Origin of the sequence: Rothia dentocariosa ATCC 17931 (assembly GCF_000164695.2) — a bacterium.
GTDB lineage: Bacteria > Actinomycetota > Actinomycetes > Actinomycetales > Micrococcaceae > Rothia > Rothia dentocariosa.
Genome location: NC_014643.1, coordinates 364,710 through 389,569 on the forward strand (window position 1 = coordinate 364,710; position 24,860 = coordinate 389,569).

At 55.3% G+C, this 24,860-nt stretch carries 16 protein-coding genes and 1 tRNA gene; 7 read left to right on the top strand and 10 right to left on the bottom strand.

Annotated features, from left to right (window positions below):
- Nucleotides 1–25 precede the first annotated feature (25 nt).
- The 8 genes from HMPREF0733_RS01615 to HMPREF0733_RS01650 all read right to left on the bottom strand — a co-directional run bounded on the left by HMPREF0733_RS01615 (nt 26) and on the right by HMPREF0733_RS01650 (nt 6,276).
- Nucleotides 26–1,153, bottom strand: a complete 1,128-nt coding sequence (locus HMPREF0733_RS01615; RefSeq protein ID WP_013397648.1) for an ABC transporter ATP-binding protein — start codon at nt 1,151–1,153, stop codon at nt 26–28.
- A gap of 82 nt (nt 1,154–1,235) precedes the next feature.
- Entirely contained in the window at nt 1,236–2,219 is a 984-nt protein-coding gene (gene tehA, locus HMPREF0733_RS01620) for a dicarboxylate transporter/tellurite-resistance protein TehA (RefSeq protein ID WP_013397649.1), read from the bottom strand.
- A 369-nt stretch (nt 2,220–2,588) separates the two neighbouring features.
- Nucleotides 2,589–3,293 (bottom strand): 50S ribosomal protein L1, encoded by a 705-nt coding sequence (rplA, locus tag HMPREF0733_RS01625; RefSeq protein ID WP_013397650.1) that lies wholly within the window; start codon nt 3,291–3,293, stop codon nt 2,589–2,591.
- 122 nt (nt 3,294–3,415) lie between these two features.
- Complete coding sequence (gene rplK / locus HMPREF0733_RS01630) at nt 3,416–3,844, bottom strand: 50S ribosomal protein L11 (protein ID WP_004005333.1); 429 nt, start codon at nt 3,842–3,844, stop codon at nt 3,416–3,418.
- A gap of 410 nt (nt 3,845–4,254) precedes the next feature.
- A complete protein-coding gene (locus tag HMPREF0733_RS01635; RefSeq protein ID WP_013397651.1) occupies nt 4,255–4,800 on the bottom strand; it encodes a peptidoglycan recognition protein family protein in 546 nt (181 codons plus the stop codon).
- 231 nt (nt 4,801–5,031) lie between these two features.
- On the bottom strand, nt 5,032–5,760 hold the full coding sequence (gene nusG / locus HMPREF0733_RS01640) for a transcription termination/antitermination protein NusG (RefSeq protein WP_013397652.1): 729 nt from the start codon (nt 5,758–5,760) through the stop codon (nt 5,032–5,034).
- A 92-nt stretch (nt 5,761–5,852) separates the two neighbouring features.
- Nucleotides 5,853–6,134 (bottom strand): preprotein translocase subunit SecE, encoded by a 282-nt coding sequence (gene secE / locus HMPREF0733_RS01645; RefSeq protein ID WP_004005336.1) that lies wholly within the window; start codon nt 6,132–6,134, stop codon nt 5,853–5,855.
- Nucleotides 6,135–6,203: 69 nt separating this feature from the next.
- Nucleotides 6,204–6,276 (bottom strand) — tRNA-Trp (locus HMPREF0733_RS01650).
- A gap of 385 nt (nt 6,277–6,661) precedes the next feature.
- Here HMPREF0733_RS01650 and HMPREF0733_RS01655 point away from each other — a divergent pair.
- Together HMPREF0733_RS01655 and HMPREF0733_RS01660 are read left to right on the top strand one after the other, a co-directional pair.
- On the top strand, nt 6,662–7,861 hold the full coding sequence (locus tag HMPREF0733_RS01655) for a pyridoxal phosphate-dependent aminotransferase (RefSeq protein WP_013397653.1): 1,200 nt from the start codon (nt 6,662–6,664) through the stop codon (nt 7,859–7,861).
- Nucleotides 7,862–8,409: 548 nt separating this feature from the next.
- Nucleotides 8,410–9,441 (top strand): 6-phosphofructokinase, encoded by a 1,032-nt coding sequence (locus tag HMPREF0733_RS01660; protein ID WP_013397654.1) that lies wholly within the window; start codon nt 8,410–8,412, stop codon nt 9,439–9,441.
- A 99-nt stretch (nt 9,442–9,540) separates the two neighbouring features.
- Here HMPREF0733_RS01660 and ygfZ read toward each other — a convergent pair whose 3' ends face one another.
- Nucleotides 9,541–10,749, bottom strand: a complete 1,209-nt coding sequence (gene ygfZ / locus HMPREF0733_RS01665; protein ID WP_013397655.1) for a CAF17-like 4Fe-4S cluster assembly/insertion protein YgfZ — start codon at nt 10,747–10,749, stop codon at nt 9,541–9,543.
- Between the two features lie 110 nt (nt 10,750–10,859).
- The gene (locus tag HMPREF0733_RS01670) at nt 10,860–11,537 is read right to left on the bottom strand and encodes a heme-binding beta-barrel domain-containing protein (protein ID WP_013397656.1); all 678 of its coding nucleotides are present in this window, start codon (nt 11,535–11,537) and stop codon (nt 10,860–10,862) included.
- 492 nt (nt 11,538–12,029) lie between these two features.
- Here HMPREF0733_RS01670 and HMPREF0733_RS01675 point away from each other — a divergent pair, with 492 nt between their 5' ends.
- The 5 genes from HMPREF0733_RS01675 (at nt 12,030) to HMPREF0733_RS01695 (ending at nt 24,849) form a co-directional block, all read left to right on the top strand.
- Nucleotides 12,030–12,734, top strand: a complete 705-nt coding sequence (locus tag HMPREF0733_RS01675; RefSeq protein ID WP_004005341.1) for a winged helix-turn-helix transcriptional regulator — start codon at nt 12,030–12,032, stop codon at nt 12,732–12,734.
- 124 nt (nt 12,735–12,858) lie between these two features.
- The gene (gene mshD / locus HMPREF0733_RS01680; RefSeq protein ID WP_013397657.1) at nt 12,859–13,998 is read left to right on the top strand and encodes a mycothiol synthase; all 1,140 of its coding nucleotides are present in this window, start codon (nt 12,859–12,861) and stop codon (nt 13,996–13,998) included.
- Nucleotides 13,999–14,125: 127 nt separating this feature from the next.
- A complete protein-coding gene (locus HMPREF0733_RS01685; protein ID WP_013397658.1) occupies nt 14,126–16,378 on the top strand; it encodes an RNA degradosome polyphosphate kinase in 2,253 nt (750 codons plus the stop codon).
- Between the two features lie 247 nt (nt 16,379–16,625).
- Nucleotides 16,626–17,624 (top strand): NUDIX hydrolase, encoded by a 999-nt coding sequence (locus tag HMPREF0733_RS01690; protein ID WP_013397659.1) that lies wholly within the window; start codon nt 16,626–16,628, stop codon nt 17,622–17,624.
- 232 nt (nt 17,625–17,856) lie between these two features.
- On the top strand, nt 17,857–24,849 hold the full coding sequence (locus HMPREF0733_RS01695; RefSeq protein WP_013397660.1) for a DUF6531 domain-containing protein: 6,993 nt from the start codon (nt 17,857–17,859) through the stop codon (nt 24,847–24,849).
- The last annotated feature ends 11 nt before the right edge of the window (nt 24,850–24,860 follow it).

Consider the following 24,860-nt stretch of genomic DNA (forward strand, 5'->3'; position numbering starts at 1 on the left):
GGTGAAAGTTCTAGGACCTTGTGCTTTACAGATAGTGCCGCATGCCGTCGGCAAAGATAAAACAGTGATGCGGGGGAACCTGAACCTGTACCCGCTCCCCCGATGTAAGGACGGGCAGGGCGAGCGCATCCGGCTCAAAAAATTCGAGGGTCTGCCCACCGGAAACCTGCAGAGGAACTCGCGCTGAACCGTCATGCGACGCGGTATATAAAGTCGCCTCTGCCTGCGTTACAGCATGGTAGAGTGTGCCGCCCACCTGCGGGAGTACCCCCTGAACCTGCACCGGTATCGTATTCTCCACGGGATTCTCAGCTTTGACCTCCACGCGCCGCAGCGAGGTTGCACGCACATAGAGTGAAGCCCCAGCAGGAAGATGCTGCCCCTCCGTGAGAGTCAGTTCGTTCAGAGCTGGCGATGCTGTCAGCCGCGCCGCCTGCAGCGTGTGCGGATTTGCCAGCAGATGCTCGGGGGTATCGACCTGCACCAGGTAACCGGCGTCCATAACCGCCACGCGCTGCCCAAGCTGTAGCGCCTCATTCTGATCATGCGTCACGTACAGCCCCGTGAACTTGTATTCGACGTGCAGACGCGCAATATCCGCCCGAATACTTGCACTCAGTTCCTCATCAACACTCGCCAATGGCTCATCGAAAAGAACCACAGGTGCTTTGCGAATGAGGGCACGCGCAATACCCACACGCTGCGCCTGCCCGCCTGAGAGTTCCTGGGGTTTGCGGTGCTGAAGCTCGCCAATCTGGAGCGCATCCATAAGATCCGTATAGTAATTTTTATCGACCTTTTGGCGGTAGCCGCGCAGGGTAGTTGGAAAAAGAATATTCTTACGAACCGACAGATGCGGGTACAGAATCGGGTGCTGAAAAACGAACCCTACCTGCCCGGCGCTCAACGGCTGACCCGCATAGGTAATACGCCCGGCGTTGGCTTCCTCAAGCCCCGCAATAATGCGCAAAAGCGTAGATTTACCGGTTCCGGATGCGCCCACCAGCGACACCATCTCGCCCGGCTCCACCTCAAGGTCGATCTCGCGCAGAACATAAGTATCCGCTCCAAAACTCTTCGCGACACCACGAATCTGAAGCCCCCCGTGAGTCGTCGTTGAGGAAGGCTGAGGTGTTGAACCTTGAGTTGTCATGCTTCTATTATGACCTCCCGGCATTCTACCCGAAAAGCAGCGCCACAGCCCGCACGTTCCTGAGGATCTGTGTTCGATGAAGCTACCGCACTAAAAGCCTGCCGCGTATCGCCAGCATCAGCATCCCGAGCCAAAGCACCGCGATCAGTGCGGTGCCAAGAATCCATAGCGCCCAGCCAAGCTGCACGAGCTGAGAAACCGCGACCAGGTGTATTCCGGTGCCCGCCATAGCGCCCAATCCGAAGGAGAATCCCCACAGACTCATGGTGTACCCGGCCTTGAGAACCCACGGCACTAAGCGAAGCAGGAACAGCAGCTGAAGCACTCCGTAACCCGTGAGCACTAGGAAAACCCAGTCCACGTGCCCGCCATTAGCCGCCAGATAGGCATTACCGCCCACAAACGGAGGGGCAAGCTGAACCCCTATAATGCCGCGTACTGCAGGATCCAATGCAGGTTCGGTGCGCAGGCGGCCCAGGATTGCAGCCTCCACGCTAAACCACGAGAGAAGACCCATACCGAAGAACAGCATCGCCCAGTCGCGGTGCCCCAACGCCCCTAACCCGGACGCGGAGGCAAAGTTCGCGGCCACCGTTGGCAGGTAGATGACCGGGGTTGTCGCCGCAACCGTATGCGTTCCACGCCAGAGTCCGGCGGTGCGGTACATCGAAAATGCCAGCTGCCCCAGCACACCGATAAGAATCAAAGCGTATCCGAGCAGTGCCGCATAGGGGTATGCGGATATCCCGACCTCAATGGTGGTGACCGGAACCAGCGCCAAAAAGCAGCACATCACGAGGTCTCGAAGTTCGCTCTGGAGCGCATCGCGACGGGTTATAAGTTTGACGGCAAACGCTGCGATCAGTGCCAGCCAGGTTGCCGAGGCGAGCGCCAGTATACTCTCCCCCACCCAGGACGGTACTAAATTTGCGGTGGCACCGTACCGCCACGACAGCCCCAGCGCACTCGTTCCCAGCGCTACCGAAAAATAGCTCGTCGGAATAGGGAACGGTTTTGTGGTGGTAGGCGTACCCAAAGGTACGGGATGCGCGGCGGCAGTACTCATGTAATCCTCCCGGGGTATATGCACAGTATACGGCGGCGCTCGCCCCTTCGAGAGCGATGCGAATATCGTGTGTCAGCGTTTTAACGCCACGAAACATAAGGGGAAAGAAGCTCCGTTTATTCCCGACGGTTTTATGCAGAATAGATATGTCGGCAGAACCGCTGAGAAATAATATGGGAGCGTAAATGTGGGACGGAAGCACGCCCCTCTAACTCGTTGCCTAGCCTGCTTCAGGCTTGCTAATTCTTCTACAAATCTTGTGGGATACGGTGCCAGAATAAAGAAAACCCGCCGCCCGTGCGTGCAGTACGCATGGGCGGCGGGTTCTTTCACGTCTGAGAAGCCTACAGGCTTCCTAGAATCCCAGCCTTAGGCTGCAGCCGAAACTACGGATGCGGGATCAACCGGAATGCCGGGGCCGAAGGTGGTCGCAACGGTAGCCTTCGAGATGTAGCGACCCTTAGCCGAGGAAGGCTTCAAACGGTTGATCTCTTCCAGAGCGGTGTTGAAGTTCTCTTCCAGCTGCTCGGCGGAGAAGGATGCCTTGCCGATAATGAAGTGCAGGTTCGAGTTGCGGTCAACGCGGAAGTCGATCTTACCGCCCTTAATGTCTGCAACAGCCTTCGCAACGTCCATGGTCACGGTGCCGGTCTTGGGGTTCGGCATGAGGTTACGGGGACCCAGAACCTTACCCAGACGACCAACTTTACCCATCATATCGGGGGTTGCAACTGCCGCATCGAAGTCGGTCCAGCCGCCAGCGATCTTAGCGATCAGTTCGTCCGAACCCACGAAGTCAGCGCCCGCTGCCTCAGCTGCGGCTGCCTTATCGCCAGCTGCGATAACAACCACGCGAGCGGTCTTACCGGTGCCGTGGGGCAGGTTCACGGTACCGCGAACCATCTGATCGGCTTTACGGGGGTCAACCGAGAGGCGCAGAGCCACCTCAACGGTTGAATCAGTTTTAGCGGAGGAAGTCTCCTTCGCCAAGGCTACTGCCTCAGCGGGGGTGTAGAGTTTGCCCTCTTCAATCTTGGCTTCAGCCGCCTTGTACGCCTTGCTGCGCTTTGCCATCTGCTTATCTCCTTATGCAGTTGTGGTCTCGTGAGCCGCGCTCGACTCTGCCACATCCCACGCCCAAACGTGGGCATTTACAAGTTAAAATGCGGAAAACCGCGGTGCCGAAAACGGCTTAATTACTCGACGGTAATACCCATGGAACGAGCGGTACCGGCAACGATCTTAGTTGCGGCGTCTAGGTCGTTCGCGTTCAGGTCGGGCATCTTGGTCTCAGCAATTTCGCGTGCCTGAGCCTCGGTAATAGAACCAACCTTCGTGGTGTGGGGAACAGCCGAGCCCTTAGCAACGCCAGCAGCCTTCTTGATAAGCTCAGCAGCTGGAGGGGTCTTCGTGATAAAGGTGAAGGAACGATCCTCGTATACGGTAATTTCAACGGGGATCACGTTACCGCGCTGCGATTCGGTAGCAGCGTTGTATGCCTTGCAGAACTCCATGATGTTCACGCCGTGCGAGCCCAGTGCCGGGCCGACGGGCGGAGCCGGGTTAGCGGCGCCTGCCTGGATCTGCAGCTTAATAAGGCCGGTGACCTTCTTCTTGGGAGCCAATGTTAGGGTCCTTTTCTTAGCTGGGAAACTGACGTACAGGAGCGTACGCCAGCAGACGGTGACCGTGGCGCGGTCACCCGTGCGGGCGCATGAAAGCGTGAGCATGCGCATACACAAACGAATATTCTAGCGTTAAAGCAGCTTTAAATCCACTGGAATTTCTTGCGACGAGCCTTTTAGCTGACGGCTCGCTCTCTAGGGTGCAGAGGCGAAGTACACACCTGACCTGATTAGCTTGGAGTGCACGCAGGTTCAGGAAAGCTCTTGGTTATCACAGAGCTCGAAGGTGTACCGTTTTTGCGGACAGCGGTACACCTTCGTGTCTATGAGCTAACCAGCTGCTCATGAAGTTATGACTAAAGCACGGTGAGCGTGGAAAATGGGGCTTCCACCACCACTCACGATAACAGCTACCCGGGGTTATTCTTAATGTTCTGCAGCCGAGAAAGCATATCCGCACGTTGTTCTTCGGTCAAAGGAGCAGGAGCGTTTCCGCGCTGAGACTTGATGGTATTTACACGATTAATCAGCTCTGGAATACGAGGATAGTACACGCCGGGGCATAACCTGCTGACGACATCCCGGTGCCCGATGATATAGAGCGTATGCCCAATCTTGGTTTCAATATCTACGATAAGTTCGGCAAGGGTTGCAAAGTCATCGGAGTCGGCCTCAGGACGGTTCTCAACTCCGATTGAGGCAACGTTCATATTCCAGTTACCTGCATGAAGCGCTACATCCTCGTTTTCTGCGATCTGCGCTACGCGACCGCCCTCCGAAACATAATGTGCGGAAACTTTATTGTTATTTTTGCACAAAAAATTCACATTGCTATCAAAAGACAATCCTTTTTTATCGTCCCACCAGTGAACAACAAGGAAGAAAATATCGTCGACCTTGCGGTAATTTTTATGACGATTTTCGGTCTTACGGTTCGTCAAAAGCTCATAACTCATCTATTTCTCCTTATCTCTGTCCGCTCACATAGCGAGCGATTTTCAAGGCGGGAGTATTCTCTATGGCAGACACTACCCACCCTGCCATTTCACCCGTCCAGATGCAAGGAATTTATCATGCTGATATGTAACGCTTATTCGGTGAGTATCCTAAACTTTTAGAGTTCTCTTAAACATAAGAAAGGCTCTTTATATTGAATAAAGAGCCTTTCTTATGGTGAAAATGAAAGATTAGATCTTTTCGATCTGGTTGAATTCCAGGGTCACCGGGGTATCGCGCTCGAAGACCGAGATCAGGGTTACGACCTGCTGCGACTCCGGCTTGATCTCGGAGATAGTAGCATCCATACCCTCGAACGGGCCGGACTTCACCCGCACGTTCTCGCCCACCGTGTAATCGGATTCCACCACGGGCTGCGGGGTCGGCAGCCCCTTACTCTGCTGCTCTTCCTCAAACACAGGCAGGAGCATGTCGAAAACTTCATCCATACGCAGCGGCACCGGGTTGTACGCATCCTGACCCACGAAACCGGTCACACCGGGAGTGTGGCGCACCACGCCCCACGAGTGGTCGGTCAGATCCATGCGCACCAGCACATAACCGGGAACACGCACGCGGCGAATAGTCTTCTTGACCGTGTTCTTGTATTCGACGACGGTTTCCATCGGAACCTGAACCTCGAAAATTTCGTCCTCGGCCTCAAGATTCTGGATGCGGGTCTCGATACCGGTCTTCACCTTGTTCTCGTAACCCGAGTAGGTGTGCACCACATACCAGTCACCAATCTGGCGGCGCAGCTTCGCTTTGAACTCTTCGAGAGGGCTTACAGTGCTCTCATCGGATGCGTTCTCGGCAGCGACGGGCGCATCGGCGGTTTCTGCCTCAACAGACTCGGTATCAACCGCAGCCTCGACTGACTCAGTCTCTTCAAGTTCGGGTACCTGTTCCTGCTCGGACACGTCGCTCCTACTTTCTTTACATCGTGAATCTAACCCCACACCGGGGGATCGATAAATAGTACGGGTATAAGCGCGGATGCGCCTTATGAAGACTATCGCCCGCCTTGATTAGGTGACAGAGTTCCGTTACCGAATACCCAGAAGGATCCCTGACCGAAAACCCAGTCAAGCCCCGAAATGAACAAAATCATGAAAACAACAAAGAAAAGAACGCCGAAGAAGTAAATGGCGAGTTCTTTGCGAGTGGGGGTGGTAACCTTTTTCAACTCCGAGATAACTTCGCGGAGGAAACGGAACATACGACCAAAGACGCCAGGTTGAACGTCATCAGAAATATCTGTATCTGTGGTCTTCACAGTGGCAGTTTTAGCCATTTTCGCTGCCCCTTTCTACGTCTAGTTGCGCATCCTATACGATGCCAGAACACTTCATCGAGGCACTAGCAGGGCGGACAGGACTCGAACCTGCAACCTGCGGTTTTGGAGACCGCTGCTCTACCAATTGAGCCACCGCCCTTCGAAGCATAAACTTCGTCGGTCGTGGATTACTCCACATGTTTACATCCTCGAATGCCTCGTAGCCGTGGGCCCACGAGGAGGCAAACTAAAACACCCTCATGGGGTGCTGACATAACTCTATCCTAAGCCTCGCGTCTTTGGCAACTTTCTACACAGTAATGGAAGCAATATTTTGTGCTTTTCGGGCTTCGCACTCAAAAATCTTGCACATACACTTTCTCCACCCCCTCAATGTTCTCTATGCTTATAAGAAGGGCTCGACGTGCCTCACACACGCACCGCCGAGTTTCACTTTAGGAGAGATACTTCACGATTCCGCCTGCCGCGTAGAGCCCTCTCGAAGGCGCACGGCGGAATAACTATGAAAGCGAGTACATTCACATATGGCGCGCATATCCAGCCGTATCGGCGCAATCGCACCCTCAGCAACCCTTATCGTCGATTCCAAAGCTAAAGCACTCAAGGCAGCCGGACGTCCCGTAATTGGTTTCGGTGCCGGTGAACCCGATTTTCCTACGCCCGCACATATTGTTGATGCTGCCCGCGATGCCCTCAATGATCCTAAAAACTTCCGCTACTCCCCCGCCTCGGGTCTGCCCGAACTCAAACAGGCTATCGCGGATAAAACCCTGCGCGATTCCGGCGTTAAGGTCGATCCTTCTCAAGTACTTATTACAAACGGTGGTAAGCAAGCGGTCTATGAAGCCTTCGCTACCGTGATCGATGACGGCGACGATGTTCTGCTCCCTGCCCCGTACTGGACAACCTACCCCGAGTGCATCCGTTTGGCGGGCGGCAACCCGATCGAGGTTTTTGCCGGAAGCGACCAGGACTATAAGGTCACCGTCGAACAGCTGGAGGCGGCATACACCCCAGCGACGAAAGCACTCATCTTTGTCTCGCCTTCTAACCCCACCGGCGCGGTGTACACCGAGGAGGAAACTCGTGCGATCGGCCAGTGGGCGCTTGAAAAAGGCGTCTTTGTGCTGACCGATGAAATTTACGAACACCTGACCTACGACGGCATTGATTCCGTTTCTATACTCAAGGTTGTTCCCGAACTTGCCGATACCTGCGTTATTCTCAACGGCGTGGCGAAAACCTACGCTATGACCGGTTGGCGCGTGGGCTGGCTTATCGGGCCCGAAGATGTGGTTAAGGCGGCCTCTAACCTTCAGTCGCACCTGACCTCGAACGTGAACAATATCGCGCAACGTGCGGCTCTAAAGGCTCTCACTGGATCGCAGAATGACGTTGAGGAAATGCATGCCGCGTTCAACCGCCGCCGCACCAAAATTGTAGACGGACTAAACGCGATCGACGGGGTTCACTGCCCCAGCCCCAAGGGCGCCTTCTACGCCTACCCGGATGTGCGCGGGCTTCTTGGCAAAGAAATTGCGGGTAAACGCCCCCAGACTTCTGCCGAACTCGCCGAGCTCATCCTCGAAGAGGCTGAGGTTGCGGTGGTTCCCGGTGAGGCTTTCGGTCCTAGCGGTTATCTGCGCCTTTCCTATGCGCTGAGCGACGACGACCTGGCGGAGGGCATTGCCCGTCTGCAGAAGCTGCTCGGTTCTGCACGCTAAGCTTAGCGTTTTCGCGGCTCTCGAAAGAGGCAGTTACGCGCTTCTGGTCGCACCGCATCATCTCGTGTATGAGGACCCGTTCTGACTTGTATGCAAAGTCCGGCGGGTGCCTCGCATATGCTTTGTAGGTTCGGAGTGAGGAGCTCAAGGTTTTTACTGAACGTTCTCTCATGATCGCGATTATTACCCGAGCTTTGGTTATCCCATGGAGCGAACAGAGAAACGGCTTTCTTGCCTAAAGTCTTGCTTTTCTGGGTTACACCCCAGATACCACACACTCTCTCGGCAGCCTTGAAATACCAACTCGTCTACAGTTCTCTTCCGATAAGATGCTTTTCCGCGCTTTGAGTATTTAAAACCTGAACTTTAATGCCGTTTCGTGGCAAAACACAAGTAATTCCACAGCTACCCACATAACCCAAACGCGGCTAAAATAGTATCTAAGAGGATGGTCTCCCGAGCTCGCGCATCCACTGCACGACGCTGGCGGAGACCATATTTTTACCCACGCGCAGAACACCCAACACGCGCAGACATAAGGAGCCATCATGAAAATCGGTCTGCTTACCTCCGGAGGCGATTGCCCCGGTCTCAACGCCGTTATCCGCGGCGCAGTTCTCAACGGTGTCAAAAAGTACGGCTACGAATTCGTCGGTTTTCGTGACGGGTGGCGTGGCGTAGTCGAAGGCGATTTCATGGACCTTCCGCGGCAGAAGGTACGCGGTTTGGCGTCCCGCGGCGGCACTATTATCGGCACCTCGCGCACCAACCCCTTTGATGGACCTAACGGCGGACCCGAAAACATCGAAATTATGATGGAACGCCACGGGATTGACGCCATTATCGCCATCGGCGGTGAAGGCACTCTCGCCGGCGCCAAACGTCTGGCGGATGCGGGTTTGCCCGTCGTCGGTGTGCCCAAGACCATTGATAACGATCTGCGCGCCACCGACTACACTTTCGGTTTTGACACCGCTGTTTCTATTGCGACCGAGGCTATGGACCGCATCCGCACTACCGGCGAATCGCATCACCGCTGCATGGTCGCCGAAGTGATGGGCCGCCACGTAGGTTGGATCGCGCTGCACTCCGGCATGGCTGCGGGCGCGCACGCTATTCTGATTCCCGAAGTCAAGGTTTCAATGGACGAAATCTGCCACTGGGTGAAAGAAGTACACGATCGTGGCCGTTCCCCGCTTGTCGTGGTTGCCGAGGGCTTTATTCCCGAAGGCTTTGACGAGGTTCTGGCGAATAAGGGCACGGAAAAGGACGGTCGCCCCCGCCTAGGCGGTATCGGTGAATACCTCACCCAGGAGATTGAGGAACGCACCGGAATCGAAACCCGCAACACTATTCTGGGCCATATTCAGCGCGGCGGCGCACCCACCGGCTACGACCGCGTGCTGGCGACCCGTCTGGGTATGGGCGCCGTCGATATGGTGCACGAAAAGAAGTGGGGCATGATGGTCTCGGTTCAGGGCACCGAAATCAAGTACGTACCTCTTGAAGAGGCTCTGGACGGCCTCAAGTCGGTACCGCGAGAGCGCTGGGACGAGGCTGCAGTTCTCTTCGGCCGCTAAGGGCTCGGTGACAGCTCTCCTAGCACAGACAGAACGCAGCGGGTGCCCGATCAGAACATTTCTGACCGGGCACCCGTGTTTTATACGCTTGAAGGTTCGTTAACGCTTGAGGAAGTCTTGTCCCGCAAGGGATTTGCGGGCGATTTCGCCAGCCTCGGGAGAGACGATGAGGGTCTGTGCTGCGGCATATTCGGTCGCAGGAGCTGGGGCTTCATCGGTTGAAGCCTCACTGGTATCTACCGCACGCAGAGGTGCCGCAGGGTCCACGGCCCGCTTGATGACGGCGAGCGCTATGGGACCCGCCTCATGATGCAGCGCCACCGAGGTTATGCGCCCCACTGCACGGGGTTTACCCTCTACGAAGAGTTCGCTGCCCGCTGCGGGTAGGGTGTGCTCAGAGCCGTCAAGGTCGAGAAAGACCAGGCGGCGCGGCGGATGCCCCAGGTTGTGCACACGCGCGACGGTTTCTTGTCCTTTGTAACATCCCTTCTCGAAGTGCACGGCAGTGCGGGTGTAGTCCAGCTCTTGCGGAATGGTCTTATTGTCGATCTCGGTGCCTGCGCGCGGGCGCCAGGCTTCGATGCGCAGTGCCTCCGCCGCCCAGACGCCCGCCAGCTGAGCGCCTTCCGTGAGGGTGGCGAGCTTTTCGCGGGGAATAATGCTCAGGTACCGTTCGTAGTCGATGCCGGGATGCGCATCAGGCGTTGCGCTGTAGTGGTAGCCGCCTTCGACGAGTGCCGTCCACGGGTCGCGCCATATCAGTGCATCCGCAAAGCTCGGATGGATAGCGCCCTGTTCTCCGCGCGGGTTTCGGGCGGTCTCGATGACGGCATAGTCGCCGCTCATGTTTTCAATATCGACGCGGAGCATGAACTTCATGCGGTTCAGGTAGTCGGTCAGCGGCTCCGCCTGTGCACCCTCGACAATAAGCCAGAGCGCTTGCCCGTCCTCGACGGTGGCGGGCGCATATTCGATGCGTCCCTGCGGGGAGAGTAGTAAAAATTCGCGGCTGTCCCCCGGGTTCATGTCGGTCAAAATCTGGGATGCAAGGGAGGTGAGCCAGCTGGCGCGGTCGGGGCCGGAGACCCTCACGACGCCGAGGGAGGAACGGTCCACGACTACGGGTTCTCCCGTAGTGGCTCCACGGTCGTGGGCTAAGGAACGCTGTTCGGCGAGGGGGTTGCCGTAATGCGCCGCGATGCCCGCATCCGGGCCGTCTGCGGCGAAGGCACCGTGCACCTGCATGAGGGGGCTGAGTGTGGGGGTGTATTCGGGCGCATCGGTGGCGGTATTCTCGGCGGTGCTCATGATGTTCCTCTCGTGCTGTCTTTATCGTGAGTGGCGGTCTGGCGGTCTGTAAAGCCCGCATACCGCAGCGGAACGGCGGGTATGCGGGCTTTACTCTGCGTGGAGTAGTCCTAGTTTTCGGCGGAGCCTTCTTCTGCGCCGTCGTCGAGGGAACCGAACATGCCTGTGCCCAACGAATCGCCGGTCATGGATGAGGTTTTGCGCAGTTCCGCCGAGGCGTGCTTGTGCAGGTTGCCTTCCTGATCGGCGATCTCCCAGTCCCACATGAGGTTGCCGTTCACAAGCCCCCACAGACGCACGGATCCGGCGTAATCGTGCGAGATTTCGTCGCGCAGCAGGTTACCGGTCTGCATGCGCACAACCGGGCCCTTAATCATGCCTACGTAGTTCTCGCTGATGCCACCGGGGTGCGCGATGGTGGCGATCAGATTGAATCCGTCGTCTTCGTTGCGCAGAGTTTCAACCGATTCCGCATCGGCAAAAGCGGGGACGATATCTTTGGGAACCAGCCCAAAGCCGCCGTCGGCATCCGTGAGGGGACGGTCGATCTGCCAGAAGCCGGTTTCGATGGTGATAGGGCGCAGCTTTTGTCCGTTATCGTCGAGCAGGAAAGACTCGGCGCGGTATTCCAGGTAGGGCAGACCGTCTTGTGTGAAGTTAATAATCTGCCCGAAGGGAGTATTTTCTTGCCCTTCATACCACATGGTTCCGGTACCTTCCCAGGTACCCAGAAGCCATGCGAAGGGAACGAGCTCAGGGGTTAGGTTGGTTGGGATTTCAATTGCCATTCCCCTATTCTAGGCGTTTTCTGCGGTCAGCAGTTCAAAACGTGGGCTATTTCGCCATAGGCTGGGATGCACGAGAGCCGGGCATGCAAAAGCCCCCGGCACTGTCTGCACACCCCACCCGGGGTGCCTCAGCGTTAACCGGGGGCACCGTGAGCCTTCCTCGGCTCAAAAAATTTTACGCTCTACTTCTGCCCTGCGAAGAGACCCTTAAGTACTGCGTATGCACCAACGGCGATGCATACCGAGATGAGAGCCATCAAACAGATGAAGAAGATCTCTAAGTACAAGATGTTGTCCATGCCTTAAAAATACCATAGATAGCTGAACTAAAGCGCGGATCACGGCGCTCTCTCCTGGGTAAAAATAACTTTAACGCGCACCGCTGCTGCGTGTTTTAGCACCGTTGAAGGTACTGTGCCCGAAGAGCACACAAAGGCATGAGTAAAATAGTACAAAACCGTGCGAGTAAGGATTGCAGATTCAGGAGGGTGTATGTACCGCATTGCGTTACTGAGCGATGCGCCGCGAGCGCAAGAACTCATTCCTGCCCTCAGCCTGCTCAGCCACCGTGTGATCGAGCTTCCCCTCGATTCGCCCCTGAGTACTATCGGCACGGAACACGATATTGTTATTCTGGATGCGCGCCAAAATCTGCTCAAAGCACGCAATACCGCCCAGCTTTTGAAGACCGCGGGGATCACCATCCCGCTCATGATTGTCCTGACCGAGGGCGGAATGGCGGCTGTTTCCGCCTCGTGGCAGGTGGACGATATTGTGCTCGATCAGGCTTCGCCCTCCGAAATGGATGCTCGCCTGCGCCTGTTGGTTACGGCACCCGAGCTCAAAGATACAGACGATCGCAGCCAGCAGATTATCCGCATCGGCAATCTGGTCATTGATGCACAAACCTATTCGGCGCATCTGAACGGAGCGGCACTCAACCTGACCTTCAAGGAATTTGAGCTTTTGAAGTTTGTGGCTCAGCATCCCGGGCGAGTATTTTCGCGGGCGCAGCTACTCTCGGAGGTCTGGGGCTACGATTCATACTATGGCGGCACGCGCACGGTCGATGTACACGTTCGCCGACTGCGTTCAAAGCTCGGTTCTGAGCACGAACAGATGATTACCACGGTGCGTAACGTGGGGTATTCGTTCCACGCGCAGAATACCCATCACGACCCTTCTGCCGAAGACTAACGGCGCGGCGAAATACTTTTCTTTTTCTGGTGCGCCGAAGATTGCGCTTATTGCATCAAACCGGTTCAAACGCAGGCTTTCACCCGGTAAAGTTAAACAGTAGGCAATGTGAAAGAAGGCGAGAATGGCGGCATCACCCGAAAACTTCACCCTTGACTCTGGGCACTACGAAAATATGCCCCTCAATGCTGAGCTTCTAGAGCATTTCACGCAGTTCGCACGCGCCGTACAGAAGCACGACGGCACCCCGGCTTTCTCCGAACAGACTCTGGTGGAGCTCTCGAAAGCGGTGCACGGTGAGAGTCTGGTTAAACCGCAAGTTTTCGCATTCACTCCGGCCGCCGATAATTCCGAGTTACAGGCTGTGCTCGTTGCCGTTCCCTCCCCCGAAGACTCCAACGAGCCCGGTGTACTTGAGGCAGCCGTTCACCCGCAGGTGCGCGGGCAGGGGCTCGGCCCTGCCTTCTTCACTCGCGTTATTCAGGATTTAGGAAGCGAGGCCGCCAACTACAATCTCTGGGTACACGGAAGCGCAACCGACACCGGTATTGAGAGTCCCGCCAATGAGCTTGCCGAAGCCGCAGGTTTCACCCCGGTACGCGTGCTGTACAAAATGGTACTTCCGCTTGACGAGCAAACTCGTGAGAATCTTGCCGAGCTCTCGGATGCGCGCACCCTGCCCAACTCGCTTGAGCTGCGCACCTTCACCCCCGCCGACGAAAACCCCTGGCTTCGCGTTAATGCGGAAGCCTTCGCTGAGCACCCCGAGCAAGGTCGCCTGACTCTCGCGGATTTACGCGAGCGCACCGGCAGCGACTGGTTCCGCCCGGAGGGGTTCTTTATCATCTCCGAGCGGGAAGATCCGCATAATATTGCGGCGTTTACGTGGACGAAAATTCCAACCGCTCAGACCGAGCCGGGGCAGCCGCTCGACGATCTGGTGCCTGCGGGTGAGATTTATGTGGTGGGGGTCAGTCCAAACGCCCAGGGCGGCGGTCTGGGGCGCACCGTGACCCTGCGTGCCCTAGCGTATTTGGCGCTTGCATCCGACGAAAACGGCGAGCCTCTGCACGCAATCGAACTGTATGTGGACGCCGATAACGCCCCTGCGTTGAAGCTCTACGAGTCGTTAGGGTTCGCAGTTGCGACCGTGGATCGCATGTATGCCCCCGAACGCGGCTCCGGCAAGAGTTCGTCTAACGGTGTGGATGCGGGCGTGCTCTCCGCTGTTACCACGGCGGTTATCTCAACCGGCAGCATCTAGCGTTTATTCGGGGTGGGACGCGGGTTCTTTACCGGCTCACACCCATACCGAACGTTCTTTCTGCGTTGTGCTCGATGACGAGCGGCGCATCGTAAACTTAGTCCCTCAACATAGTAAGGAATAGCCTGTGGCACCCCACCCGCATACCAAAAAGAATACCGAACCGGCACCGATGACCGGGTTGATTCACATCGGAAACGATATCTCGAAGATTGAGCGTGCCGATACCCGTGCCGACCGCATTGAAGCGGGAGAAAAACTCGATCTACCCAATATCGAAGGCGATTTTGGTGCCGAGCGTTTTCTCGACCGTGAAAGCAGCTGGCTCGATTTTAATTCCCGGGTGCTGGAGCTTGCCGAAGACCCTGATTTGTACCTGCTGGAGCGCCTGAATTTTCTTTCTATCGTGGCCTCGAACCTTGACGAGTTCTTTATGGTGCGCGTGGCGGGGCTCAAGCGCCGCATCGCTACCGGGCTGGCGGTACCTTCCGCCGCAGGTTTGAGCCCTGACGAACAGATGGAGGCGATCTCGACCGCCGCTCACAGCCTGCAGAAGCGCCATGCCCAGGTATTCCATGAGCAGATACTTCCCGAACTGAAAAAACAGAACATTCATATTGTGGGCTGGGATGACTTGGATGCAGACGCTAAAACCCGTTTGCGCCAAGAATTCCTGCGCGACATTTTCCCGATTCTCACCCCGCTCGCGGTAGACCCGGCGCACCCCTTCCCCTATATTTCAGGACTTTCGCTGAACCTTGCGGTGCTGGTGCGCAACCCGCAGACCGGCAAGGAATTGTTTGCCCGTGTAAAGGTGCCCGATCAGCTTGACCGCATGATTTCGGTGGATGGTCCCCGCGCCGCCAACACGACCGGCAAGGAATCCCGCTATATTCCATTAGAGGTCATTATTGCCGAACACCTTGACACGCTCTTCCCCGGCATGGAGGTTGTTGAGCACCATGTCTTCCGCGTAACCCGTAACGAAGATCTTGAGGTTGAAGAGGACGATGCCGAGAACCTGCTGCAGGCCCTCGAAAAGGAGCTGCTGCGCCGCCGTTTCGGTCCGCCCGTGCGTCTTGAGGTTGAAGATACGATCAACCCCACGATCCTCGACCTGCTCATTTCTGAGCTCAATATCGACGACTCCGAAGTATACAAGCTCCCCGCGCCGCTGGATCTGCGCGGTATGGGCGCGATCGTGCGCGCCAACCGTCCCGCCCTGCACTACCCCAAGCATATTGCGCATACCTCCCGCTGGCTTAACGCCGCCGAAACCGCCAAAGAGGCGGATGTGTTCGCCGCAACCCGCGATCACGATGTGCTTCTGCACCACCCCTACGATTCCTTCGCCACCAGTGTGCAAGCGTTTCTTGCGCAAGCGGCGGCCGACCCGAAGGTACAGGCTATCAAGCAGACCCTCTACCGTACCAGCGGCGACTCCCCCATTGTCGATGCGCTGATCGAAGCCGCTGAGGCAGGCAAACAGGTTGTCGCACTCGTTGAGATTAAGGCACGGTTCGACGAGGAAGCTAATATCTCCTGGGCGCGCAAACTCGAACGCGCGGGCGTGCACGTGGTCTACGGTCTGGTCGGACTGAAAACCCACTGCAAGCTCTCCTTGGTAGTGCGCCGCGAAGGCAACCAGCTGCGCCGTTACGCGCACATCGGCACCGGCAACTATCACCCTTCCACCGCGCGGTTCTACGAAGACCTCGGCATTATCACCTGTGACGAGCAGATTTGTGAGGACGTTTCGCGCCTGTTTAACCAGCTCTCCGGGTACGCGCCAAAAACCACCTACAAATCGCTACTCGTCGCCCCGCGTTCGCTGCGCAGCGGGCTCATCGAGTGCATTAACCGCGAAATTGAGAATCATAAGGCGGGTAAGGAGGCGCGCATCCAGATCAAGTGCAACTCCATGGTGGATGAGGCGATTATCGACTCTCTCTACCGTGCCTCTCAGGCCGGAGTTCCCGTCGATGTGGTCGTGCGCGGTATTTGCGCCCTGCGCCCCGGTGTGCCCGGACTCAGCGAGAATATCCGGGTGCGTTCGGTGCTTGGGCGCTTCCTGGAGCACTCGCGCGTCTTCGCGTTTGAGAACGCGGGTGAGCCCATCGTTTATATCGGGTCTGCCGATATGATGCACCGTAACCTCGACCGCCGCATTGAGGCGCTCGTAAGGGTCAAAGACCCCCGCCATATCAAGTACCTGCTCGATATGTTCACGGTCTACATGAGCGATGAATCCCGCACCTGGCACCTCTCGGGTGACGGCACGTGGAAGCGTTTCGATACCGATGCCGACGGCAACCCGCTGCGCGATGTGCAGTCCTATTACCTGCGCTCGCGCTCTCGGAAGAACCACGACAAGATTTAGCGTTTTCCCCTTTCCGTAAAATCCATATGCAGGTGGCTTTCAGACCGAAAAGTAGCACTATGCGAATTTTCGGTCTGAAAGCCACACTATATGCCCATAATTGTGCTCCACAGGGTGCCAAGCCACGTAACATTCGGATTTTTACTACGAAGGTGAACACAAGGTTACGGGACGGTGACGCCTCTGAAGATTTTTCCCCTAGAATGGGAGTACACCGCATCATCACTACCAGCTCGTAGAGGATCCCGTGACCACCGAATCAACGTACTATTCCGCCCACGTATACGATAATTCACTCGCCATCACCCGCACCCGCGAAAATACAGCGCCAGTCGTTGCCGCAGGTGCCCTCGTCTGGCGCTTGCACGGCGAAAAACTTGAAGTGCTCATGATTCATCGGCCCCGCTATAACGACTGGTCTTGGCCCAAAGGCAAACAGGATGCGGGCGAATCACTCGTTGAAACCGCCATTCGTGAGGTAGGCGAAGAAGTCACCCTCAGAATAACCCTCGGCGTGCCGCTGGCGGTCACCAGCTATATGGTCTCGGGGCGCCCCAAGGATGTGTTCTACTGGGCCGCACAGTTGCCCGTGGGTGAGCATCCCCGCGCTGACGAAGGCGAAGTTGATGAAATCCGCTGGGTAACCCCCAAAGAGGCACGCAAGCTCTTGAGCAACAGCACCGACCACGAGCCTTTGGATGCGCTCGTTGCTCACCATAAAGCCGGTACTCTGCACACTCGCCCGGTCGTCATTATGCGGCATGCCAAGGCCAAACCGCGGTCTAACTGGACTGCCGCCGACGACGAGCGTCCGCTCGCGGGAACCGGTAAACGCCAGGCGCTTGCGCATAGCCGCCTGTTGGAGGCATACTCCCCCACCCGTTTGCTTTCATCTCCGTGGCTGCGGTGCATGCAGACCGTGGCGCCCTATGCGAACGACCATGCGATCGCGATCAAAGAGAAGAAGTCCCTCTCGGAGAGCGGCGCGGCAGGGCATCCTAAACGCACGGCAAAAGTGACCGAATCGCTGTTCGTGAAGGAAGTTCCTTCGCTGCTGTGCACGCATCGCCCCGTGCTCCCGTTGGTTTTCAAGGCTCTTAAGGGTCACCTTATGAAGGGTTCGGCGAAAATTCTTCCCACCGAAGACCCCTATATGGAGCCAGGGGATGCGGTAATCCTGCAGGTCTCAACCGCCGAGCACGGTGGTATCGTCTCGGTTGAGACCATCCGCCCGGTTATTGATTAGCACCAGAACTTTCGCGGTTCATGCGCATGGAAGTGCGCGAGTTTTGAGCCCCCTCGAAAACTTTCGAGGGGCTCAAGTATTCCAGATGACTAGACAGGCTCATGCAACGCCTCAGACCCCTACAGGATGTGCTCATATCGGGGGTTCACATCTGGTAACATAAGTTGAGCTTCAACCTTTCACTTAGGTTCAGCATAGTTTCCAGCCACGCATCACGGAAGATACATAAACTATGGGCGAATACGACAACATGCACGTTCTAGAGCGTGATGTTGAGTTCGATTTTAATCATGCCGATATTCTGCTCAGTATATTCAGATATTTAAAAAGGAAGTTAGAAATACAGCTTCCGGAACGGCAGCGGTATATTGGCATAGCCCAACGTGAGTTTAAAGGACATTTCGCACGAGTTTTTGATCAGAACTGTAAATATTCCATCTCTGAATGTAAAAACCTGATTACAGCCCTGGGCGATGCCGCTACCGACCTGCAGAAGTATATTGATGCTGCACACCAAGAAAATGAGAATCGTAAAAAATTCCGTGAGGCTATGGCAAACTGGGAGGAAGAAAAACGGAAGATCAGAGATAACATTGAAAATGATAATCGAAATACATTTATAAGTTTTCAGAAAGATCCCGCTGCTCATTACCCTCCCCAACCACAGCCTAATCTAGATAACGAAGGTCCCAAGTTCGACGAACGCGCCCCGATTATCAAATCCCGTAATACGGGCAGAAATGCAGAGGTTATTGGGCGCAACCGTACGCATCGCGCCGAAAAGAGAGCTCGGGACGCCGCCCAGGATGCTACCGAGACTACCTCGGCTATTCCCGGCAACCTCGTGACATTTGCGCAAAAGAACTCTAAGTCAGATCAAAGAATTGCTGAGCTTTACTCCAATATCACGAAAAGCTACAGCTCTTTCGCTGAGCATACATCATGGGGTGTTTTTGATGCCGTAAGCCTTTTTAACTCGATCGCAAAATGGGTTGATGCCAACCAATCTGATGTTCGTTGGATTCTCACTGTTGCGGAAGCTTTCGCGACGGCTGGTTCTCAAGGAATGTTAGGCCCTATTTATTCTGAAGCAGATTTTTTGGATTATCCGCAGTACCTTAATACGGGGTATATCCGGAATTATCTGAAGGAACAGAAAATTTCTACAGATCGTCCGAGTATTGACGTTTCTCGTGCGACAATAACCGGCGCGGTATACTCAGCGGGATATGCGCTTGATCCCGTAAATGTTGCCACAGGGAATTTCATTGAGCATGAGTGTGATCTCTCCTTCGAGCATGCTCCTGCGGCATCGCTCATCAAGCTTGAACGTATGTACAACAGCGTTGCCGTTACCTATCCCGAAGAAGCCCCTTCGGGCATCTTTGGTCTCGGTTGGTCTTCTACGCTTGATACTCAACTTACGTTGAGTAACACGGGCGCTGTATGGCACACGCCTGATGGTCGGACTCTTGCATTCCCTCGTATGGGCGACGGTTTTGGTCGTGTTCCTTCCGAATCATATTGGCTTAGCAAAACTGTTCCCGGCGACGAGCTTTACAGCTATGTTTCCACAGCGACGACAAAAGCAATCAAGACGGCAGAGAACGCTGGGCGCAAGGTCAGCGCACCTACTGCACCCGCATATTATTGGGTTGTTTACAACTCCAAGCACGTTCGATACTTCTACGATCCTTCTGGTGCCTGGACAGGCGTGATGGAGGGGCATTATGCAACCTTAACACTGCCTCTTTACTCATCGGATTCCGCAACGGGTGCGTTAGAGCTGACTGACATTGTTCACCCGGCCTCAGGTCGAGGTCTTCAGATACGCTACGGCAACTCACCCCGTTATAACCGTATTCGCCCTGAATCTGCCAGCACCTACCTTATAGATCATGATGTGCAGATACTTGATACCGTCACCTACATTTATGACGATGATGATCTGCTAGCAGCGGTTAACCGTCCCGACGGTATTCGTCGTTACACCCATAACGCTAAGCGCCTTATTGAAGAAGTGTGGGACGTGAACGGCCACCGTGAAGTCACTAATACCTATGACGGCCAAGGACGTGTGGTCCACCAGCTGACTGAACATTCCCGTGAAGTGTCTTTCGTCTATGCTCCGGGCATTATGACGATTGTTGCTGACGCGATAACCGGCGACAGCTCTAATATTTGGCGCTCGGATGAACACGGACGTCTTAGCTCTATGACGGCTGCTGATGGCAGCCGCCAAGTCATGCGCTACGATAAGTTCGGCAACCGCATCAGCGTTACTGAACGCGATGGTTCTACGATAAGCCGTTCCTACGACTCTCACAGTCGTTTAGCGAAACAACTTACCCCCGAGGGCGCACTGTCTAAGTACACCTGGGACGAACATAACCGCCTGCTCACGACCTCTGTATGTGATTTCCGTGATCGGCTCAACCCCGGTGATCCCGTGGTAGTGTCATATACCTACGAATCAACAGGTGCAAACCCAAACCCCATCACTATGACCGATGGGAATGGGCATACTACAGAATATAGCTGGGATGAGTACGGCAACCTTCTAAGCGTTACTGACCCCACCGGTGTACGTACCACATACACCTATAACGCACGTCAAGAACTGATCAGCATAACAAACGGCGTTGGCGATACAGTCCATCTAGAGTACGACAAACACGGTCGCATAGTGCAGGTTAGGGATGCTCTAGGTCACGTAACCTCTACTCATTGGAACTCCGCCGGGCAACTCGCCTCGGTTACGGATGCTGCCGGTTCACGCTGGTCTCTCACGTACCCTGAGCTTGCTCCCGAAGAGCTAGATGTTCCTGCTTTTGTACGCCAAAACCTTACTTCAAGCAGCACTCATTGTATACACAATACTTCGCGCCCTATGGGTCAGCTGCCCGTTTCTTTGACAGATCCTTACGGTCATGTCACACACTTTGAGTACAATAACGGCAACCAAATCACCGCTGTCACGGATCCACTGGGTCGTACCAACCGCGCAGTATTTGATGCCTGGGGCAACATGGTCAAGACTATTAATGCCCTCGGTGCCGTAACCAACTATGAATACGATGGCCTGTCACAACTTATTGCGGTAACAGATCCTCTGGGTGCCCGGAGTGAGTTTGACTACGACTTGGCTGGCGAAATTAGCCAGATTACGGATGCTACCGGTGTTGTTACGCACCGCACTGTAGACCGTAGAACGGGCAAAGAAACTACGTCCTCCGGCGGAATACTCGGATCTTCATTCCGTCACGTCGATTATCTGGGACGGGTGATTATTGAGGGCGAGAACAATCCCCAAAATTTCACCTCTTCGCAGCCGGTTAGACGTGCATCTCAAAACTCAAAGTCACCGAGTGCATCCCCAAGAAACAGCGAAACTGTTACCGAGTTTACAGCCTATGACGCCGCAGGCAATCCCGTTGAAACTCTTGATGCTCATGGCGGACTCACCCGCCGCACCTACGATGCGGCAAACCGGCTGATACGCGAGGTATCTGCGGCGGGACGCACCCAAACATTCGACTATGATCAAGCTGGGCGTCTGCGGCGTATAGGTGTGGGGCTAAGCGTACCCGAGCAGAAGCCGACGGTGGGCGAGAACGTGGAGTGGGAAGAGCCTACCGCTTGGGCGTACACAACGCTAACCTACGACGCCGCATCTCGAATTATTGCCCGGACCTATCCTGACGGCACAACTGAGCATACGACGTATGATGCCCTTGGCCGGATTGTACGGGTGCAGCATGGGGCTCGCACGGCAACGTATGCATACGACCGGTGCTCACGCCTGATCCGCATGAGTGATAACAGCGCTGGTACCCGCAGATTCATCTATGATGCAGCCGGTCAGCTAGTGACTGCTGTAGATGCCTTAGGGTATCGCACCCATTTCGAGTATGACGCTGCTGGGCAGATGGTGCGCACCCTGGATGCGACCGGCCAGGTCACCACGTATATTTATGACGCCGCAGGTCAGCTTATCCGCACCATTAAGGGCGCGGGTTCTACGGCAGAGATAACATCTACATACACCTACGATGCCGCAGGTCGTCTGCTGTCTGAAAATAATGGTGAGCGAACCCGTGCATACTCCTACGACTATCAGGGTGGCGGTCTGCTCGCGTCTTTGAGCGTCAATGGTGTGTGCGCGGCGGAGTATTCGTACTCCTCCGGAACATCATCTATCGGTCATCGGACCGTGACGGTGCGTGACTACGCCTCAGCTTCTGCACTCAGGGACCGCGATTCTTCCGCCTTTGCTGGCATCGAAAAGCCGTACCTTGAGCATCGTTTTGTCTATGATTCCTCCGACCGTCTGATCTCTCGCAGCCGTTCAGGATTCCTAAGATCGGACGATCAAAGCAACGCTCATGCAGACGATGATATACACGAGCGTCTTCACGCTTTGAATACCTTTATCAAAACCGGCGCATATACGCTGACGTACTCGTATGATGCCGATGGTTATCTGATCACGTCAGTAACCCCTTACGCAAAATCTACACGTACCGTAGATGGCGCCGGTCGAACGGTAGCTGTAACAACACACGCCACGGGACAGCCCGCTCACGACGTTATCTCTTCAGTATTCTCCTACGATCCTCTGGGACGTCTCACGCGGATTCGGGTGGGAGATATGGTGTCTTCCTGGACGCACGAGCGCACTACCGGGCTAATCTCAGACTATGTGCGGGAACAGGTACTCGCCGATGTCCGAGGGTTTGAAGAATCAAAGGTTCTTGAACGCACACAAGTGATCCGTGACCATAACGGCCGCGTGATTGGGCTGGATTCAACGGGATCTGATACTTCACCGGATGGTCTTGTTCTGTACTCCTATGACTATGCCGGGCAGCTTGTGGGCGCCCGTTCAGCATCCCACGTGTGGGAGTGGGAGTACACAGCCGGAGTCATGATGCGCGAGCGCGTCTTTGCTCTCGATAGTTCTAACGGATCTGAACGCTCGGCTGCAGGCTCTCGTGTTCTGGAGGGTGAGCGTATCTTCACCCATAACGAAGCGAACCAGTTAGTCGCCGTTGAGGCTCGCGCATACGCAGGTGCACGAGGCGGCGCTGGGGAGCTTGCCGCTCATACCATCACGGATTACTCCTACAACCTGGCAGGCGAACGTAGTGGTGAAGTCACGACCGATAAGCTCACCGGTGCCTCATACTCTCGCGAATATAGCTGGGGTGCCTACGGCGGCCTGACATCGGTAACAGACTCTGTTTCCTCACGTGTAGGTATTTCACGCACTTCACTGATTTCTGATGCGGTGGGTGAGGTATCCGCTGTTTCTGATGGTGAGGGCATTACAGTGCCTCTCATGTGGGATGCCAGGTCGGATATTCCGCATCTTCTGGGTGCTGGGGCAACGAGCGCACCCAGCTCTGACGGCGGCTTTTCGCAGGCGGGTATACCCGGCGGAATGATGCCTTGGCATACCCTCAACGTCCCCGGATTGACCGGCAGCACCCTCGATTCGGCATTAGGTAGCACACCCGGACTGCCGACAGACTGGGGCGTGCCCTCTGCAAGCGCTACCCCGGTGCCCGGGATGCCCACCGGTTTCGAGTTCACGGGTGCAGGGTCGCTACGCGTAGCCGGTCTAGATATGCTAGGCGCTCGCGTCTATGACAGCCCTTCACGTCGTTTCCTCTCAACAGACCCGAAGGCCGCAATAGCTGGTTCATCCTGGTTTGCTGACGTTTACGCATATGCAGGCAATAATCCGCTGGAGTATGTGGACCCTCGGGGTGAGCGCCCCATGACGGTTGCAGATTACCGTAAGTATCAGAGCCAAGAAGGCGAACGTTTCGTGCAGCAGAGTCTGCGCTTTCTGGCTCTTGTAGGCGTTATTGGTTCGCTGTTCATAGCGCCGACAAGTATCCTCTTGGCTGGCGGTGTTGGTTTTATTTCTGGTGCCGCCAACGGTGCCGCTGATGGCATGGATTTCCATACCCCCGACGGCAATATCGACTGGGATAAAGTGCAGGCTTACGCCCTTCAGGAAGGCGGGAAAGAAGCACTCACAGCCGCACTCATAGGGATGCTCTTCAAAGCCGGGCCACCCGTAGCACGCGCCACCGGCAACCAGGCGATGAAAGTCCCCGTTATCTCCAGAACGGTTGATCGGGTTAAGACGTCCCCTGTTGTCATTAAAACCCAAAACACCGTTAATGCCGTCAAGACCCGCATCAACGGAATCCAAGACCGCATTGCCACATGGACGCGCACCAGCCTGCTGGGCATCGAGCATGTAGTGCCCAAAGTGCACCCCACGCCGCACAATAGCCCACATCAGATAGACATACCCAACGGTCCCAAACCTACCCATACCGGCTCTCTCGCTCACAGGACATCAGGAACAGTACACGAACCCAATGTGCAGCTGAAACCTGTGGAGGAACCGAAGGTTGAGAACCTGCCTCCGGCGAAAGGTGTGGCGAGTGATTCTCCATCATTAGAGAAACCTGCTACAGATGGTAAACATGCATCTTGGGTGGAGCATCCTCCGGGTTCTAAGCTGCAAAATGGTGATCAGACGGCCACATATCTCGCTGGTGATGACTTCAAAAAGACTCTTGTGAAGAATACTAAGGACAGCTCTCGGTATGTACCTGCTGAAGAGCCTGGAACGTACAGCGTGTACGGGTTTGACGAAGCTAAAAAGTTGGAGCGAGAGTATTACATTAAATTAAATGGTGGAAACTCTCCTGCTGACCTCTCTAAAGGAAAACCAGAGTTTGCCTTGTGGCGTCCTGAAGTTGGTGAGCCTAATCTAGATACGGCGATGACTAGTTTTAGGGATGTTACCCGACATGGTAATACGGTTGAGGCTCAGGTTGGTTCCCATAAATTTATGGTGACTAATCTAGATGAGTACACCGGAACAATTCCTGATGATGTAGTTCCTACGGCTAAGTCACTTTACGAGACGGGAGAGGTGCATTGGACTGGTCGAGATTATAAACCTGAGGGTTTTGGGAATGTCCCGGATCCTCTGCCTTTTGATAATAAGGAAGCTCGTATCCTTCCCACGCATGATTACGCTGGGAATGAGATAGATTATACAAAATACAGGGTTAGGCGGTTAGCACGTACTGCAAACCAAGTAAATGACCCAGGCGCAGAACGTTTGATTGTCGGTTCTAATGGGAGTATGTATTACACTCCTGATCACTATAAGACCTTTGTACGAATTTTCTAAAGGAGATCATG